Here is a 14,080-nt window from a genome sequence, read left to right as displayed (position 1 = left end):
AAACAAAAGGCCTCCTTACGGAGGCCTTTTACTTTGAGCGATGCGATGGCTACGCGGATTTGCGATCGGGCTCATTGGGCGATTGCATTTTCCGGGCACTTTCCAGAATCTGCTCTTCATGGCCGATCAATTTCTTCGCTTCCTTCAGCGCGTGGTAAAGATCGCCGTTCAGAGTGTAGTTGTTGATGCCCTCGATGAAGGGCCATGCGCTCGGCATTGTCGTGAGGATGTCGCGCACGAGGCTGAAATAGGTCGGATGGTGGGCCATCGGATCCGGCGATAGGTACATGAGCTGCACTGCGAGGTAGACCAGCTTGGCCGGCGTGTCGGCGGTCTCAGGTGTGAGAATATCTTTCTCGCGCAGGATCGGAATCCTGTCGCCGTCGATCAACAGCCTGGCGCGCTGGTCGGTATTGGTGATCACGCATGAGCCGATGATGATTCGCTCGTGCGGTTTGAGCTCGACTTTCAAGGCCATGCCTGTTCTCCGTTTGACGCTTTCGCCCGTTGTCGATTGCCCGCCGGCGGATTCGCATCCTTCCCGATGATGGTTAACCAATGGTGAACATGCGAATAGTGCCCATTTGGCGGGAGTTTCTTTCGCCCGACCAGTAGGAATACGGAGCAGATTCCAGCCCGGCGAATTAATTTCACCGGCTTCAACGCGGCCGGTGTCGGTCTCGCCAATTTCATCGACAACGCGGCGACTAACAATATCGTAGCCAACCCGGCCAGCGCTTCGACGTTGCTGCGCACGCAGGCGTCAGTCTTGGGTTCGAACCTGTCGATCGTGCAGATCCGTCACGAAACTTTTCCGCTCGAGAAGAAAAATCCCGGCATGAAGAAAAGCACCGAAGGTGAGAATTTGGGCTTCGATGTTAATTCCATCAGAACTTGATGGCCGGCATGCTGACGAAAATGTGGATTTCTGCCGGACTGCCGACACAATCGGTAACACCTGCTAACCATATTTAAAGGCGCAACCTGTATGAAAGTTGGGCAGTTTTTCTGCAGTCCCACGTCAACACGCTCCCATCGAGGTTAGTGAATGTCTAATGCAGCCCAAGCCTACGCGCGTACATCGCAAACGACGACGTCCCCCCGTGAAATTGAAGCGCAGGCGCTGCTGAAGGCCGCACGGCAACTCCAGGAAGTCCAGTCCAATTGGAATGGCCCTGATAAAGCCATGCACAACGCGTTGCTGTTCAACCGCCGGCTCTGGTCGATCTTCATGAGCGCCGTGGAAGCGAACGAGAACCCTCAACCGATCGAAGTGCGGCAGAACATCGCGAACATCGGCGTCTTCGTGATGAAGCAGACTGTCGACATGCAAATGAATCCGGATCCGGCCAAGTTGAAGTCGCTGATCGACATTAATTGCAATCTCGCCGCTGGCCTCTCCGGCCGCAGCTAACGGCCGAGTGTGCCAAGATGGCTGACCTCTGGAGCATCATATCGGCCAACTACAAGACGGTGGGATTGACCGTTCCGTCGAACACCCCCTATGTGCCGGTCGAGCCCACTCTGTACGAAGGCAACTGGACCGGAAAGTATCCCGACAACAAGACGTTCAAGATCACGATCTCGAACGTCACGGGCTTTCGCGCCAAGGTGCAGTACCAGAGCGGCGGCACCAACAAATTCCAGGAAGTTCTGATCAAGGACAATTCGTTCCGGATCGGCGATACCAAGTTCACGCTGACCGCCCTTGGGAAAGCCCAGATCAAAAACGTCGTCACCGATCCGTCCAGCGGCCAGACCTATCTCGACCAGGCCTACGCGTCGCGCTCCAGCTAATTCGGCTCGCTTCTTAGGCCTTCCGGTCGGTTGCGAGAAGCCGCGTCGGGGCGTCCTTGGTCAGGTCGAGCGTGTGGAAATAGGCCCGCCGGCGCAGCACGGCTTCCTCGGGAAACTGCTTCACGACCTGGCTCGTCTTGACGTCGACTACCTGATAGACCACGGCGCGCGCATCGCGGTCGATCACGACCTGGTTCGATACCGCAGGATTTGAAATAGAGACGCGGACCGCGGCGGAATCGGTGCTGGCGCGCGCGCTTGAGTCGACTGCCGAGACGCTCTGGCTCGCCGGCAGTTCGGTTGCGACCGCATGTTGTGCCGCCTCGCTGACGTGCTGAACGATCGGCGCGGCAACCGGTGCCCCCACCGGTTTGACGTTGAAATCTGTACTCATGGCAGCCTCCAGGCTTGCTGCGAGTCAAATCCAACCCCTCATCAATCGCAATATAGCCGGGCACCTCTCAACACGGTGTTAGGGAATACGCTGAATCCCGCTCTGATGCGGGCGCGCAAATTTAGTGAAAATTGTAGCGGACCGAAGATCGCGATCGCTTACAGCGAACGGCTGACCGAGAGCGGGGTGATGTTGCGCGGTCCCGGCGCGGCGCGTTGTCCCGAAGCGGTATAGGTATTCGGAATGTTCTTGCGCTGGATCTCGGCGTTGACGCCGCGCACGATGCCCTCCGATACCGCGTGCGCGGTCGCAAGCACGGTGAGGTTGATCTGCAGCATCGCGCGGAAGGTGTCGTGATGGCGGCGCAACGTCGTCAGCAATTCCGGCGATACCTGCGCCAGATATTTTTGCGCGTTCTTCAGATTCTCGACCGCGACCATGTAGCGACGCGACAGCTCGCCCTTTTGCTCTTCCAGCCGTATCGCCTCGCGCACGTTGCCGACACGAACCAGTTCAGTTTCGCGCTCGATGATGCCGAGCAGCCCGCTCATCACGTCCATCAGTTCTTCCGCGAGCTTGCGCGCCTCGGCTGGCGTGGAGATCGCTCTTGCTGGCGCGGGGGCCGGTGCGGGCTTGGCCTGAGGACGCTGATTCATGTCGGGGGTTTCCTTTGGATCAGCCGACGCGGTTGGCTTGCTGGAGGATCAAGGTGCGGAAGACATCGTTGGAGATGCCGATGCCGCCGGATTTGGCGAAGGATTTCGAATACTCGTCCGTCAGCATCGAGCGCCAGACGCCGGTGCCGGTCGTGTCACCGAACGGTCCTTCGCCTTTGACGCCGGTGGTCATCTGCGACAACATCGAGTTGAGGAACATCGCCTCGAACTCTTCGGCCTTGGCGCGTGTCTTCTTCTGCGCTTCCGGCGAAATCTTGGTCAGGGCGTCGGCCAACAGCGGGTCCTTGCGGCCGTTGATCAGCGAGATCTTGTCGTAGGAATTGGCGATGCCGTTCATCACATCACCTCGATGTCGGCCTGGATCGCGCCGGCGGCCTTGATCGCCTGCAGGATGCCGATCAGGTCGCGTGGGCCGATACCGAGACCATTGAGGCCGTCGACCAGTTGCTGTAGCGACACGCCGTCCTTCACGACCGCGAATTTCTTGCCGTCTTCGGAAACGCTGACCCCGGTCCGCGGCGTGACGACAGTTCGGCCGCGCGACAGCGGATTGGGCTGGCTGACTTGCGGGCTTTCGGAAATCGAGACGGTGAGATTGCCCTGCGCCACCGCGACGGTAGCGACGCGAACATCGCGGCCCATCACGATGATCCCTGAGCGTTCGTCGATCACGATCTTGGCAGCGAGATCCGGCTCGACCTGCAATTGCTCGATCTCGGTCAGGAAGGCGACGACATTGCCCTTGAATTCCGCCGGGATCGCCAGCTGCACCGTGGAGGGATCGATCGGCTCGGCGGTCTTGACGCCGAGGAAATCGTTGACCGCGGCCGCAATGCGCTTGGCAGTGGTGAAGTCGGCATTGCGCAGCGCCAGCCGCACATTGGGCAGGCGATTGAGCGCGAATTCGATCTCGCGCTCGATGATGGCGCCGTTGGGGATCCGGCCGTTGGTCGGCACGCCGCGCGTGACGCTGGCGGCAGCCCCTTCGGCTGCGAAGCCGGAGATCGCGAGCGAGCCCTGCGCGACCGCATAGACGTTGCCGTCGGCCCCGAGCAGGGGGGTGACGAGCAGGGTGCCGCCCTGAAGATTCTTGGCGTCGCCGAGCGCGGAAACCGTGACGTCCATCCGCGTGCCCTGAGTGCCGAAGGCCGGCAGGTTGCCGGTGACCATGACGGCGGCGACGTTGCCGGTGCGGATGGTGGCGCCGCGGATGTTGACGCCCATGCGTTCCAGCATCGCCTGCAGCGACTGCTTTGTGAAGGGAATGTTGTTCAGCGTGTCGCCGGTGCCATTGAGGCCGACGACGAGGCCGTAGCCGATCAACTGGTTCTGTCGCACGCCTTCGATATTGGCGAGATCCTTGATCCGCGACGTCGCGCCCGCGGACGAGGGCGTTAGCGCGAGCGCCAACAGCGCGGCGCAGGCCACCCAAATCAGTCTTGCTGAACGGATGCCGGGCATCCTGTGCTCCCCTCGAGGTCTTCCACCGGACCGCAGGCGCCACTCCCATGACGACGGTCCGGCATTAACTATGCGAGCGCCGTGCCACACTGCGTTTCCGATGCAATGCATTGATATTGCTGGATGTTCGTTGGAGGCGCGAGGTCGCGGCGGCTTCACCACGATGGGCGAAACTGCCGCATGTCGGCAGAATTTGCCGGGCCGTTTACGCGTCATTAACCATAAGAAGGCGAAGGTCGCTTTATTCTCAGGGCGAGATCACCACGATGCGAATCTACGGACCGAACGGCACCACGCTTGGATCGCCCGCAAGTCATACGCGGCGAACCAGTTCGACCGGCTTCTCGCTGCCGGAGACGCCGACCACGCCCGAGGAGCCGCGCGCGGCTGTAGCGCCCAAAGCCGCCGGTAACATAGACGCGCTGCTCGCCCTGCAGGGCGTCGAGGATCCGACGGAGCGCCGCAAGCGTTCGGTGGCACGGGGCAGGGGCGCGCTCGACGTGCTCGACGAACTCAAGATCGGCCTGCTCTCCGGCAATCTCGATGCTTCCACGGTGAACCGGCTGCGCGATGCCGCTGCCAAGCTGAAGTCGTCCTCCGGAGATCCCGGCCTCGATGCGGTGCTGGCCGAGATCGAGCTGCGGGTTGAAGTCGAGCTCGCGAAGGCCGGACAGTTCTAAGATTTTCTCCGCCTGTCCCGGATGATGTGGTGGATTGATTCACGCCGCCATATCCTTGCGCGCCGCGTCGTAACGGCGCTGCGCGTTCAGCACCTCCTTCAGGTTCTTCTCCGCCCAGTCTCGCAATGGATCGACCGCGTCGGCGAGCGTCGCGCCGAGCGGTGTGATCGAATACTCCACCGTGACCGGCACGGTCGCGATCGCTCGGCGTTTGATCAATCCGTCGCGTTCGAGCGATTTGAGAACCTGGCTCAGCATCTTCTGCGAGATGCCTTCAATGGTGCGGCGTAACGCATTGAAGCGCATCGGCTCGTGCCTGATGAGAAGCAGGATGAGTACGGCCCATTTGTCACCGACGCGATCGAGAATCTGCCGCGTCGGGCATTGAGCCGAATAGGCGTTCGGGGTTTTGGCGCTGGCTTTCACGGCGGTTACTCCGGCGTAATCAGGTGACCCAAAAGTGCTCTCTTAACACTTACATTCATTTCGCTATCTAGTCACCATTGGATACCACAATCGTCAATTCGCAGAGAGACCTCCATGAAAATCGTTGTCATCGGCGCGTCCGGCAATGCCGGTTCGCGCATCACCGCCGAACTCGCCCGCCGCGGCCACACCGTGACCGCCATCGCCCGCAATCCCGAAAAGATCGTCGCCCAGGCCAATGTCACGCCCACCGCAGGCGATGCCATGGACCAGGCGGGACTGGCCCGGCTGCTCGCCGGTCATGATGCCGCAATCAGCTCGATCCACTTTCTCGCCAGCGACCCGGCCAAGCTGATCGGCGCTGCCAAGGATTCGAAGGTTGGCCGCTACCTCGTGGTCGGGGGAGCCGGCAGTCTTGAAGTGGCTCCGGGCGTTCGGCTGGTCACTACCCCGGGTTTTCCCGTGGTATACAAGGCGGAAGCCGAGAAGGGCGCCGCCTTCCTCGATCTGCTCCGGGCTGAAAAGGAACTCAACTGGACCTTCCTGTCGCCCTCGGCCCTGTTCACCGCCGGCGAGCGAACTGGCAAGTTCCGCCTCGGGACCGACCAGCTTTTGACCGCTGCCGACGGCAAAAGTTCGATTTCCTTCGAGGATTTCGCAGTTGCACTCGCCGATGAGATCGAACGTCCCGCCCATATCCGCCAGCGCTTCACAGTCGGCTACTAGCGCCAGGCGGTCCCGATAACTTTGCCTGTGCAAGGCCTTGGGGGAGGTACCCCCAAGGAGACGGCCTATATTGTCTGTCACAACCCGCCGCTATATAAGGCCCGCGCGGACGGACAATTTTCCGCCCCGCCTTGCACGTGAAGATGGGCTGGCCTTGGAAAAGTTGAAGAATTATCGACCCTCCGAAAAAGAGCCTTTCATGAACGATCGCCAGCGCGAGTATTTTCGCGCCAAGCTGCTGGCGTGGAAGGACGAGATCCTGAGGGAATCGAAGATCACTCTGCAGACCCTTCAGGAAGAGAACGTCAATCATCCGGATCTCGCTGATCGCGCCTCTTCCGAAACCGATCGCGCCATCGAACTGCGCGCCCGCGACCGCCAGCGCAAACTGATCTCCAAGATCGACGCGGCGCTGCAACGCATCGAGGACAACACCTACGGCTATTGCGAGGAGACCGGCGAACCGATCTCGCTCAAGCGGCTGGAGGCTCGCCCCATTGCAACGCTGTCGGTGGAAGCGCAGGAACGTCACGAGAAGCGCGAGAAAGTTTATCGGGACGAATAGGGCAGGGCCTGGCGGCTGACCGCGAAGGGCGGTCAGTGCAGCAGCCCGCAACCATGAAAGCCGCCGCTGATGGACAAGATTCTCGCGGCCGCACAGAACATCGCTACCGCCCGCCGCAATCGCGCGCCGCTGGCTGCGCTGCCGCCTGAGCTAGCGCCCGCCGATGAAGCCGAAGGCTATCAGATCCAACGCGCCGTTCACGATCTGCTGCTACCGCAGACCGGCGCGCTGGTCGGCTACAAGATCGGCTGCACCAGCCCGGTGATGCAGGAATATCTCGACATTCCACATCCTTGCGGCGGTGGCGTTTTCGCCAAGGGCGTGCATGACTCCGGCGCCAAGCTGCGCTTCGGCGATTACGTCCGCGTCGGCGTCGAATGCGAGATCGCGGTGCGGCTGGCACGTAATCTCGCGCCGTCGGAAGCCCCGTTCACCGCGGAGTGGGTGATGGAGGCAATCGAGGCGTATCACCTGGCAATCGAGATCGTCGACGACCGGTACGTCAAATGGGAGACGATGGGCGCGCCGACGCTGGTCGCGGACGATTTCTTCGCCGCCGGCTGCGTGCTCGGCAAAGCGGTTGCGCGCACCAAGGCGCCGGACCTGCTCACAGCCAAGGGCCGTGCCGTCGTCAACGGCAAGGAGGTGGGCCGCGGCACCGGCGCCGACGTGCTCGGCCATCCCCACAACGCGCTGGCCTGGCTTGCCAATCATCTCGCCGAAGAAGGCGCGGGGCTGCATGCCGGGCAGATTGTTCTCACCGGCAGCCTTGTGAAAACCGTGTGGCTCGACCAGGGCGATTCCGTGAAGATGGAGTTGGAGGGGCTAGGGACGGTAACCGCGACATTTGCGTAGATCTCGTAGGTGGGCAAAGGCGCGTTTGCGCCGTGCTCACCATTTTTGTGTCGGTGGCCACGCGGAGCCTGTCATTGCCCACCCTGCAGTCCGAGTGAGAGTGATGGCTGAGAGCGTTCCGTCGGTTCTCGAATCCGAAGCGAGAGGCGAAATCGCAGACATTTATGCCGACATCCGCAAGGTGCTCGGCACCAGCGTGGTCAACCTGATCTGGCGCAATCTCGCGACCATGCCGGGCGCGCTGGAATGGACGTGGGCGACGGTGCGACCGCTCTATCTCGGCGACGCGCCATTGCATGCTGAAGCCATCAGACGAACGATCGCGCTGCCGGATTGGCCCGGCTTCTCTATCGACACTTTGCTCGCCGTCGGCGTGGACGAGACCGAACGCGCGCTGATTCGTAACGTGCTCGACAGCTATCAATATACCAATGCGCTTGCTCTCGTCGTGCTCTCGGCGTTGCTGGCGCATTACGAGCCGCGCGCGGCCGATGCCGCGACGGCCGCCGATAAGGCGCCAACGGCGCCCGGCACAAAAATTCCGGAGCTGCCGCCGATGGAGGCGCTGGACCCCGAGGTGGCGGCGCTGGTTGCCGAATTGAATTCCTTTGGAGAGGACACCGAACCGCAACTGATTGCGAGTATGTACCGGCACCTGGCGTACTGGCCGTCCTATCTGGCGCTGGTGCGAACAATGCTGGCGCCACTGCAGCGGGAAGGGCGGCTGAACGCGCTGACGCTTTCGACTCGCGCGCTCGGGCACGCGCATGGTGCGACTCTCGCAAAGCAACTGAAGCCGCCGGCGCCGCCGGACACGCTGAAGGGCGCGCTCGCTTCCTGCCGCCTGTTCGTCGAACATCCGATCGCACGGATGACAGGGCTTTGCGCCCTGATCCTGCGCGCGACGCCGGAGTGAGCATCAGCCGTCGGAGCACTTCAACTCGGACTTATCCCAGAATGATTTGATTGCATGGAAGGGGACGGTGACCCGTTCCCGAGCCCCCCTTAATCGCAGCAGGACATCGAAGCGGTCATCCCTTACGTTCAACTGCTCGAAGTCATTCTGCAGGATGATGGTCATATCGTCGGGATATTTCGACTTGAGGCCGATCGATAGTTTCACGCCGTCGGCGCCGGTGCGAAACGTGAGATTGACTGGCCGCTGCTCCGAGGCGAGACGGAGCGTCTCGGCGATCTTGGAACGCGCTGCCGGCTTGCTGCACGGCTCGGCGAATGCAGGCGAGGCCGGAATCAGGATCACGAGGAAGAGGAGCATGGCCCCACAAGCAATGGTCACACCCCGCACTTGCGGGGTAGCTGGTACGCCGCGACCTGTCGTTCCCATCACTGCGGTCTCTGGAATAATCGATCGCCTGCTTCTCGGGCGAATGATGACTGGGTGTTGCTCGCGTCCCCGCGGCTTGCCGGATCATGCTAACGGGTTCCCTCAAAAAAGAAAGAGGGAGCGGGAGCGCCAGATGCCCGCAGCGTCCGCCGTCCGTGTGTATTGGTAGTAAGCATACGGTAATCATCGCAGGTGTGGCGATCCACCGGCGGTGCCCTGCGCAATGAGTTTAACGGCTTGTATCGTGCTTTCCCCGGCCATGAATCCATCATGAATCCATCTTGCCATCGTCGCCTGCGAATTAATGGTTAACTAGAAACTTTGCCGGGCTCGGAGCACCTTCGCCGTTCGTCCGCGCGATTGCTCGCTCAGTTGATGCCGCCCTGCGACAAACTTGCGCACCCGAGGTGATGCTACCGGCGGTAGCCACCATGAAGGACGGCGCACAACGACCAGCAACTCCAGGCCCTCCTCCAAGGACGCCGGCACGCAGGGCGTGGGGACTGCAGGCGCCGTGGACAAGAAGGGCGATGCTACTTTCTCCGCGGGAACCATGAAGAAGTAACGTTCGGGCGGGAACGATTCCTGGCCGGGAAAATTATGCAATCGTGTTTTTGAACACGCGGCAATCTCTCAGGCTCTGGCGCAATCTTCCCCCCGAGAGGCGCCGGGGCCTGCTTTTTGGCTGACCAGTGGCCGATTCCACGCCGCGCGCTGTTTGATCGCACTGTTTGGCAGGCCGCATCGCTGTCACAGGCTGATGACGTAAGCGCTCATCGCCAGCAAAACGGCGACGCTGACAGCGATAACGATCAAGAAGAACTTTCCCATTGCTCCGCCTTTCGCAGATCACAACGCAAGGCAGCAGGAATGGTTCTCTGCTGACAGGCGAACGCAGGCCCTGCGTTCGCTGCTGTCAGGCAAAGAAAAGCCCGCTACTGAGCGGACCCCAATGAGCAACCACGATCAGATCGCGACGCCGTAGTAGTCGTTGACGGCGCGGGTCCGGGTCGGATCGCTCCAGTTCCAGGCGTTGTCATTGCCGTAATGCGGTGCGCTCTTGAGCTGCGCTTCCGTCACGCCGGTGACGTAGCCACCGAGCGAGGTATCGTACTTCAACGATTGCCAGGGTAGCGGATAGTGGTCGTCGCCGATACCGAGAAAGCCGCCGAAGGAGAGCACGGCGTAAGACACCCTGCCGCTCTTCTTGTCGATCATAACGCGCTCAATCGAGCCGATCTTGTTGCGATCGGCGCCATAGACTGCAGTTCCCTCGACCTTGTCGCTGCCGATCAGGTTGCCGGTTTCGTCTGCGTCCAGTGCCATCGGATTCTCTCCTGTTAGATGGATGAACGAAAAACGAGGGGCGGGGGGAGACGTTCCGGAGTATGGCAGCTACCCATCGACGCATCGATGTGGATATGGCGTGTCCAGGCGCATGTCGGTTTGCCCACAAAACCGACATCAGTCGGTCTGGTAGACATCCGCTAAGGGCCACTGACATCCTCGACGAAACCTCCTGGTTGTTCCCGGGAATGCAACATGCGGGTTTGATGGCTCTCGTGCGGGCGCAGCAACATTCGCCGAGGTCAGCGCTGCGCTTGTGCGGGTGGCGAAAAACCTGAATAATTTCCGTCGCTCCGACGCACGGATCGGAGGATTGCGGTTGCATGCCTGCAGCCGCTTGTTGGAGCTATCCACATGTCGACGCTCACCGCGCACGGCGCGTGCTTACTGTGGAAGCCGGAACTGATCTGGCTGAATGTCATTTCCGACGCGATGCTCGCCGGAGCCTTCTTTGCTACGGCGTTCGTCCTCGCGTTCTTCGTGTGGCGACGCCACCGCGAGCTTATGTTCCGGGGCGTATTCTTCGCATTCGCAATCTTCGTCGCGGTCTGCGGAGTGACCCGCCTGCTGTCGATCTACACAATGTGGGTGCCGGCTTATGAAATCGAGGCCCTGACCAAAGCTTTCCTGGCGCTGATCTCGGTCGCGATCGCGGCAGCACTACTGCTGCTGTTGCCGCGGATCCTGGTGCTGCCCACGCGCATCCAGCTTGCGAGCGCCTATGCGGCACTTGAGGAGGAAGTCAGGCAACGCCGCGAAGCCGAGGCCATGGTCAGGCGTTTTGAGGAGAAAGAGGCCACCGAATCCAAGGTTCGGCAAGCGCAGAGGATGGAAGCCATCGGCCAGCTCACCGGTGGCGTCGCGCACGACTTCAACAACATTCTGACTGTGATCACCGGGACCATCGAAATCCTCGGCGATGCGGTCAAGGATCGTCCACATCTCGCTCAGATCACCAATCTGATTAGCGGAGCCGCAGCAAGGGGAGCTGAGCTGACGAAGCATCTGTTGGCCTTCTCCCGTCGACAGCCGCTGCAGCCGCGCAATACCGATGTCAACGCGTTGGTGATCGATACAGCGAGTCTGCTACGACCGACCCTCGGCGAACACATCGAAATTGAATCGATGCTGGCGCACGATTCCGCGCCGGCCCTGATTGATCCCAGTCAGCTCTCGACCGCGATCCTGAACCTCGCCCTAAATGCGCGTGACGCCATGTCGAACGGCGGGAAGCTGACGTTAGAAACCAAGAATGTGGTGCTTGATGAGAACTACGCTCGCCTGAACAGCGAGGTTAGACCGGGCAACTACGTAATGATTGCAGTGAGTGACACAGGGGACGGCATCCCCAGCAGCCTGCTCGAAAAGGTGTTTGAACCATTCTTTACCACCAAGGAAGCCGGGAAGGGATCGGGGCTCGGCCTCAGCATGGTCTATGGCTTTGTTAAACAGTCGAATGGACACATCAAGATCTACAGCGAACAAGGCCACGGCACGACCGTGAAGCTATACCTGCCGCAGGCCACGGGTGGTGGCCCGGAGGCGCCCGCCGGCGAGACTGGCGGGTATGCGGGTGAACATGGCGATCAGTCTATCTTGATTGTCGAGGACGACCCGCTGGTTCGCGAATACGTCGTGGCGCAGATCACCCGTTTCGGGTTCCGCACGCTCGCCGCCGGCAATGCTGCCGAGGCGCTGGCAATCATCGATGGACCCGAACGCATTGACCTGCTGTTCACTGACGTAATGCTCCCCGGTGGAATGAATGGCCGCCAGCTCGCGACCGAGGGGGTCAAAAGGCGCCCAGGGCTCAAAGTGCTTTATACCTCCGGCTATGCGGAGAATGCCCTTGTACATCACGGCCGTCTCGATGCTGGCGTGCTGCTGCTGCCGAAGCCTTACCTCAGCGCCGATCTCGCGCGGATGCTTCTAACCGCGCTGGCATCGTGAGTTCTTCTGGTTGAGCAGGCGTTCCTTGACTTCGACGCACGCGCAATGTCAGGCGAAGGCTTCGGGCCGGCGCTCCGCTGATCCACACCCAAGCCCGTCGATGAAACCATCAGGCCTGGTTCTTAAATCGATCGGCGTTGCCGGCCGGCGAAGAGGCCGTAGACGAAGAGCACGATGATGGCGCCGACCACCGCACCGATCAGGCCCGCGCCTTCTCCGGGCCGATACCATCCGAGCGACTGGCCGAGGTAGGTCGCCACGAAGGCGCCGACGATGCCCAGTATGGTGGTGAGAATGAAGCCCGAGGGCTCTTTGTCTCCGGGCATAATGAATTTCGCAATCACGCCAGCAATGAAGCCAATGATGATCGTCCAAAGTATGCCCATCTCGATGCTCCCTGTTGTTTGCCTCAACGTCACGTCCATTAACTCATGCTGCGGGCAAACGGCCGTCCGGTGTGTACTTGTCGACGGCTGCCGGAAGCTCGCGAGACAATCTCGCCAGGATCTCTTCCTGCGAAAGTCCGGTCTGCTGTTCGAGTTGTGCCAGAACGTCGGACCCGATCGCTTGCTTCAGTTCCGGAGGCGACACATCCTTGTTCGGGCCTTGGTTGATCCAGGATTCGGCCTTGTCGCCCTGGCCGTTTTGCTTGAAACTTTCGAGCAACTCGCCGATCCCGCCGTTGAGCAGGCCGCCAACCCCGGCGCCGCCCAACATTCCGCTCAAATTGCCCAGCAAGCCGCCCGGCGGCTGCTGTCCCCCGCCTGTGTTCGGCTGGCCCCCAACGCCCTTGAGAAGTTCTGCCAATTTGTCGCGATTCTGATATCCCGCAATGGCGAGCAGCCCCAGTAGAGCAGTCATCGATGGCATTCCGCGGCCCATGATTAGCCTCCGTGCAGATTGGTTGCTGTCAGGAACGCCGGCGGGTAGGTTCGGTTCCAACGCGAAGACTACGAGGGGTAGGCGGCTTGCGCTGGAGCAAGCTCTAAGGCTCCTTGGATCACAAAGCGACCACGGCCTCCGCCAGGGGAGCTGACGGAGGCCGCGTTGATACACTTCATCGCGCCTAGGTTCGCGATGGAGTGTGGGAGCTCGGGAGAAACTAGAACGGCAGCAGCACGTCCATCACCTGTTGCCCGTAACGGGGCTGCTGCACGTCGGTGATCTGGCCGCGGCCGCCATAGGCGATGCGGGCCTGCGCGATCTTGGTGGAATCGATGGTGTTGTCGCTCTGGATGTCCTCAGGGCGGACGATGCCGGCGACGATCAGTTCGCGGATTTCGAAGTTGACGCGGATCTCCTGCTTGCCTTCGACCACGAGATTGCCGTTCGGCAGCACCTGCGTGACCACGGCCGCGACGTTGGTCTGCAACGCTTCCTGGCGGTTGACCGAGCCCTTGCCGTCGCTCGACGACGTCGAGTCCGTGGTCAGCAGGCGGCCGGGCAGGATCTTATTCGGCTGCGTGATCGTTTGGGCGCCGATGAAGTCGGTGATTCCTGAGTCTTCCTTGCTGGTGCGGCTGCGCTGGGTCTCGTTGGCGATGTTGGCCTTGTCGGTGATGTTGACAGTCACCGTCAGCAAATCGCCGACGCGCGCCGCGCGCTGGTCCTTGAAAAAGGCACGCGAACCATTCCGCCACAGCGAGTTCGCATTGTAAGACGCCTGCTCCGGCTTCGGCATCGGCATCTGCACCGGCTTGTAGCCGGGCTGCGTGGTCGGGTTTTCGATCTCCGTCAGCTTCGGCTTTTCGCCGATCTGCGAAAGACGGTCGATCGAGGAGCAACCGCTCGCCAGGGCGGCCAGCGACAGCATGACGCCGGAGAGAGCGAGGCGGTTGAGACGGGTAACTGACATTT

The 14,080-nt window shown here is 61.1% G+C and carries 19 protein-coding genes; 8 read left to right on the top strand and 11 right to left on the bottom strand.

All coding sequences use genetic code 11. The annotated features are described in order from the left end of the window. Positions 1-49 precede the first annotated feature (49 nt). Entirely contained in the window at positions 50-478 is a 429-nt protein-coding gene (flbT, locus tag CQ13_RS16830; RefSeq protein ID WP_057843973.1) for a flagellar biosynthesis repressor FlbT, read from the bottom strand. A 570-nt stretch (positions 479-1,048) separates the two neighbouring features. Between flbT and flaF the strand changes: the two genes are divergently transcribed. Together flaF and CQ13_RS16820 are read left to right on the top strand one after the other, a co-directional pair. After that, positions 1,049-1,414, top strand: coding sequence for a flagellar biosynthesis regulator FlaF (gene flaF / locus CQ13_RS16825; protein WP_057843972.1), 366 nt, complete (start codon positions 1,049-1,051; stop codon positions 1,412-1,414). A 17-nt stretch (positions 1,415-1,431) separates the two neighbouring features. After that, a complete protein-coding gene (locus CQ13_RS16820) occupies positions 1,432-1,797 on the top strand; it encodes a hypothetical protein (protein WP_057843971.1) in 366 nt (121 codons plus the stop codon). 13 nt (positions 1,798-1,810) lie between these two features. Here CQ13_RS16820 and CQ13_RS16815 read toward each other — a convergent pair whose 3' ends face one another. From CQ13_RS16815 to CQ13_RS16800, 4 genes are all read right to left on the bottom strand, one after another. Next, positions 1,811-2,191 carry a hypothetical protein gene (locus CQ13_RS16815; protein ID WP_057843970.1) on the bottom strand — a complete coding sequence of 127 codons (381 nt, stop codon included), beginning with the start codon at positions 2,189-2,191 and terminating at the stop codon, positions 1,811-1,813. Between the two features lie 158 nt (positions 2,192-2,349). Continuing rightward, entirely contained in the window at positions 2,350-2,847 is a 498-nt protein-coding gene (locus CQ13_RS16810) for a hypothetical protein (protein WP_057843969.1), read from the bottom strand. 19 nt (positions 2,848-2,866) lie between these two features. Beyond that, positions 2,867-3,205, bottom strand: coding sequence for a flagellar assembly peptidoglycan hydrolase FlgJ (gene flgJ, locus CQ13_RS16805; protein WP_057843968.1), 339 nt, complete (start codon positions 3,203-3,205; stop codon positions 2,867-2,869). Continuing rightward, positions 3,205-4,329, bottom strand: coding sequence for a flagellar basal body P-ring protein FlgI (locus CQ13_RS16800; protein WP_057843967.1), 1,125 nt, complete (start codon positions 4,327-4,329; stop codon positions 3,205-3,207). Before CQ13_RS16800 ends, flgJ begins: the two co-directional genes overlap by 1 nt. 266 nt (positions 4,330-4,595) lie before the next feature. Between CQ13_RS16800 and CQ13_RS16795 the strand changes: the two genes are divergently transcribed. After that, entirely contained in the window at positions 4,596-5,009 is a 414-nt protein-coding gene (locus CQ13_RS16795; protein WP_057843966.1) for a flagellar assembly protein FliX, read from the top strand. 39 nt (positions 5,010-5,048) lie between these two features. Here the strand turns inward: CQ13_RS16795 and CQ13_RS16790 are convergent, their stop codons facing one another. Beyond that, positions 5,049-5,435 carry a winged helix-turn-helix transcriptional regulator gene (locus CQ13_RS16790; protein WP_057843965.1) on the bottom strand — a complete coding sequence of 129 codons (387 nt, stop codon included), beginning with the start codon at positions 5,433-5,435 and terminating at the stop codon, positions 5,049-5,051. A 114-nt stretch (positions 5,436-5,549) separates the two neighbouring features. Between CQ13_RS16790 and CQ13_RS16785 the strand changes: the two genes are divergently transcribed. The 4 genes from CQ13_RS16785 to CQ13_RS16770 all read left to right on the top strand — a co-directional run bounded on the left by CQ13_RS16785 (position 5,550) and on the right by CQ13_RS16770 (position 8,497). After that, positions 5,550-6,161: an NAD(P)-dependent oxidoreductase gene (locus tag CQ13_RS16785; protein WP_057843964.1), complete on the top strand. Its 612-nt coding sequence runs from the start codon at positions 5,550-5,552 to the stop codon at positions 6,159-6,161. Between the two features lie 199 nt (positions 6,162-6,360). After that, positions 6,361-6,726 (top strand): RNA polymerase-binding protein DksA, encoded by a 366-nt coding sequence (dksA, locus tag CQ13_RS16780; RefSeq protein WP_141686941.1) that lies wholly within the window; start codon positions 6,361-6,363, stop codon positions 6,724-6,726. 69 nt (positions 6,727-6,795) lie between these two features. Further along, the gene (locus CQ13_RS16775; RefSeq protein ID WP_057843963.1) at positions 6,796-7,581 is read left to right on the top strand and encodes a 2-keto-4-pentenoate hydratase; all 786 of its coding nucleotides are present in this window, start codon (positions 6,796-6,798) and stop codon (positions 7,579-7,581) included. Between the two features lie 103 nt (positions 7,582-7,684). Continuing rightward, positions 7,685-8,497 (top strand): hypothetical protein, encoded by an 813-nt coding sequence (locus CQ13_RS16770; protein WP_057843962.1) that lies wholly within the window; start codon positions 7,685-7,687, stop codon positions 8,495-8,497. 3 nt (positions 8,498-8,500) lie between these two features. On the opposite strand, the gene CQ13_RS16765 is transcribed toward CQ13_RS16770, so the two are convergent. Together CQ13_RS16765 and CQ13_RS16760 are read right to left on the bottom strand one after the other, a co-directional pair. Next, positions 8,501-8,857: a ClpXP protease specificity-enhancing factor SspB gene (locus CQ13_RS16765; RefSeq protein WP_057843961.1), complete on the bottom strand. Its 357-nt coding sequence runs from the start codon at positions 8,855-8,857 to the stop codon at positions 8,501-8,503. A 1,035-nt stretch (positions 8,858-9,892) separates the two neighbouring features. Further along, positions 9,893-10,252, bottom strand: coding sequence for a PRC-barrel domain-containing protein (locus CQ13_RS16760; protein ID WP_057843960.1), 360 nt, complete (start codon positions 10,250-10,252; stop codon positions 9,893-9,895). A gap of 375 nt (positions 10,253-10,627) precedes the next feature. Between CQ13_RS16760 and CQ13_RS16755 the strand changes: the two genes are divergently transcribed. Beyond that, a complete protein-coding gene (locus tag CQ13_RS16755) occupies positions 10,628-12,223 on the top strand; it encodes an ATP-binding protein (protein WP_057843959.1) in 1,596 nt (531 codons plus the stop codon). Positions 12,224-12,345: 122 nt separating this feature from the next. Here the strand turns inward: CQ13_RS16755 and CQ13_RS16750 are convergent, their stop codons facing one another. The 3 genes from CQ13_RS16750 to flgH all read right to left on the bottom strand — a co-directional run bounded on the left by CQ13_RS16750 (position 12,346) and on the right by flgH (position 14,078). Beyond that, positions 12,346-12,609 carry a GlsB/YeaQ/YmgE family stress response membrane protein gene (locus CQ13_RS16750; protein ID WP_057843958.1) on the bottom strand — a complete coding sequence of 88 codons (264 nt, stop codon included), beginning with the start codon at positions 12,607-12,609 and terminating at the stop codon, positions 12,346-12,348. Between the two features lie 43 nt (positions 12,610-12,652). Beyond that, a complete protein-coding gene (locus CQ13_RS16745) occupies positions 12,653-13,105 on the bottom strand; it encodes a YidB family protein (protein ID WP_057843957.1) in 453 nt (150 codons plus the stop codon). Positions 13,106-13,325: 220 nt separating this feature from the next. Further along, positions 13,326-14,078, bottom strand: coding sequence for a flagellar basal body L-ring protein FlgH (gene flgH, locus CQ13_RS16740; RefSeq protein ID WP_057843956.1), 753 nt, complete (start codon positions 14,076-14,078; stop codon positions 13,326-13,328). Between the last annotated feature and the right edge of the window lie 2 nt (positions 14,079-14,080).

This window comes from Bradyrhizobium retamae (genome assembly GCF_001440415.1).
GTDB lineage: Bacteria > Pseudomonadota > Alphaproteobacteria > Rhizobiales > Xanthobacteraceae > Bradyrhizobium > Bradyrhizobium retamae.
This window is presented reverse-complemented; position numbering and strand designations above follow the sequence as displayed.

Coding starts and splice junctions, on each gene's coding strand:
- flgH (WP_057843956.1), bottom strand. CDS start 14,078: ATGTCAGTTACCCGTCTCAACCGCCTCGCTCTCTCCGGCGTCATGCTG.
- CQ13_RS16745 (WP_057843957.1), bottom strand. CDS start 13,105: ATGGGCCGCGGAATGCCATCGATGACTGCTCTACTGGGGCTGCTCGCC.
- CQ13_RS16770 (WP_057843962.1), top strand. CDS start 7,685: ATGGCTGAGAGCGTTCCGTCGGTTCTCGAATCCGAAGCGAGAGGCGAA.
- flbT (WP_057843973.1), bottom strand. CDS start 478: ATGGCCTTGAAAGTCGAGCTCAAACCGCACGAGCGAATCATCATCGGC.
- CQ13_RS16755 (WP_057843959.1), top strand. CDS start 10,628: ATGTCGACGCTCACCGCGCACGGCGCGTGCTTACTGTGGAAGCCGGAA.
- CQ13_RS16815 (WP_057843970.1), bottom strand. CDS start 2,191: ATGAGTACAGATTTCAACGTCAAACCGGTGGGGGCACCGGTTGCCGCG.
- CQ13_RS16775 (WP_057843963.1), top strand. CDS start 6,796: ATGGACAAGATTCTCGCGGCCGCACAGAACATCGCTACCGCCCGCCGC.
- CQ13_RS16760 (WP_057843960.1), bottom strand. CDS start 10,252: ATGGCACTGGACGCAGACGAAACCGGCAACCTGATCGGCAGCGACAAG.
- CQ13_RS16765 (WP_057843961.1), bottom strand. CDS start 8,857: ATGCTCCTCTTCCTCGTGATCCTGATTCCGGCCTCGCCTGCATTCGCC.
- CQ13_RS16795 (WP_057843966.1), top strand. CDS start 4,596: ATGCGAATCTACGGACCGAACGGCACCACGCTTGGATCGCCCGCAAGT.
- CQ13_RS16820 (WP_057843971.1), top strand. CDS start 1,432: ATGGCTGACCTCTGGAGCATCATATCGGCCAACTACAAGACGGTGGGA.
- flgJ (WP_057843968.1), bottom strand. CDS start 3,205: ATGAACGGCATCGCCAATTCCTACGACAAGATCTCGCTGATCAACGGC.
- CQ13_RS16800 (WP_057843967.1), bottom strand. CDS start 4,329: ATGCCCGGCATCCGTTCAGCAAGACTGATTTGGGTGGCCTGCGCCGCG.
- CQ13_RS16810 (WP_057843969.1), bottom strand. CDS start 2,847: ATGAATCAGCGTCCTCAGGCCAAGCCCGCACCGGCCCCCGCGCCAGCA.
- CQ13_RS16785 (WP_057843964.1), top strand. CDS start 5,550: ATGAAAATCGTTGTCATCGGCGCGTCCGGCAATGCCGGTTCGCGCATC.
- dksA (WP_141686941.1), top strand. CDS start 6,361: ATGAACGATCGCCAGCGCGAGTATTTTCGCGCCAAGCTGCTGGCGTGG.
- CQ13_RS16750 (WP_057843958.1), bottom strand. CDS start 12,609: ATGGGCATACTTTGGACGATCATCATTGGCTTCATTGCTGGCGTGATT.
- flaF (WP_057843972.1), top strand. CDS start 1,049: ATGTCTAATGCAGCCCAAGCCTACGCGCGTACATCGCAAACGACGACG.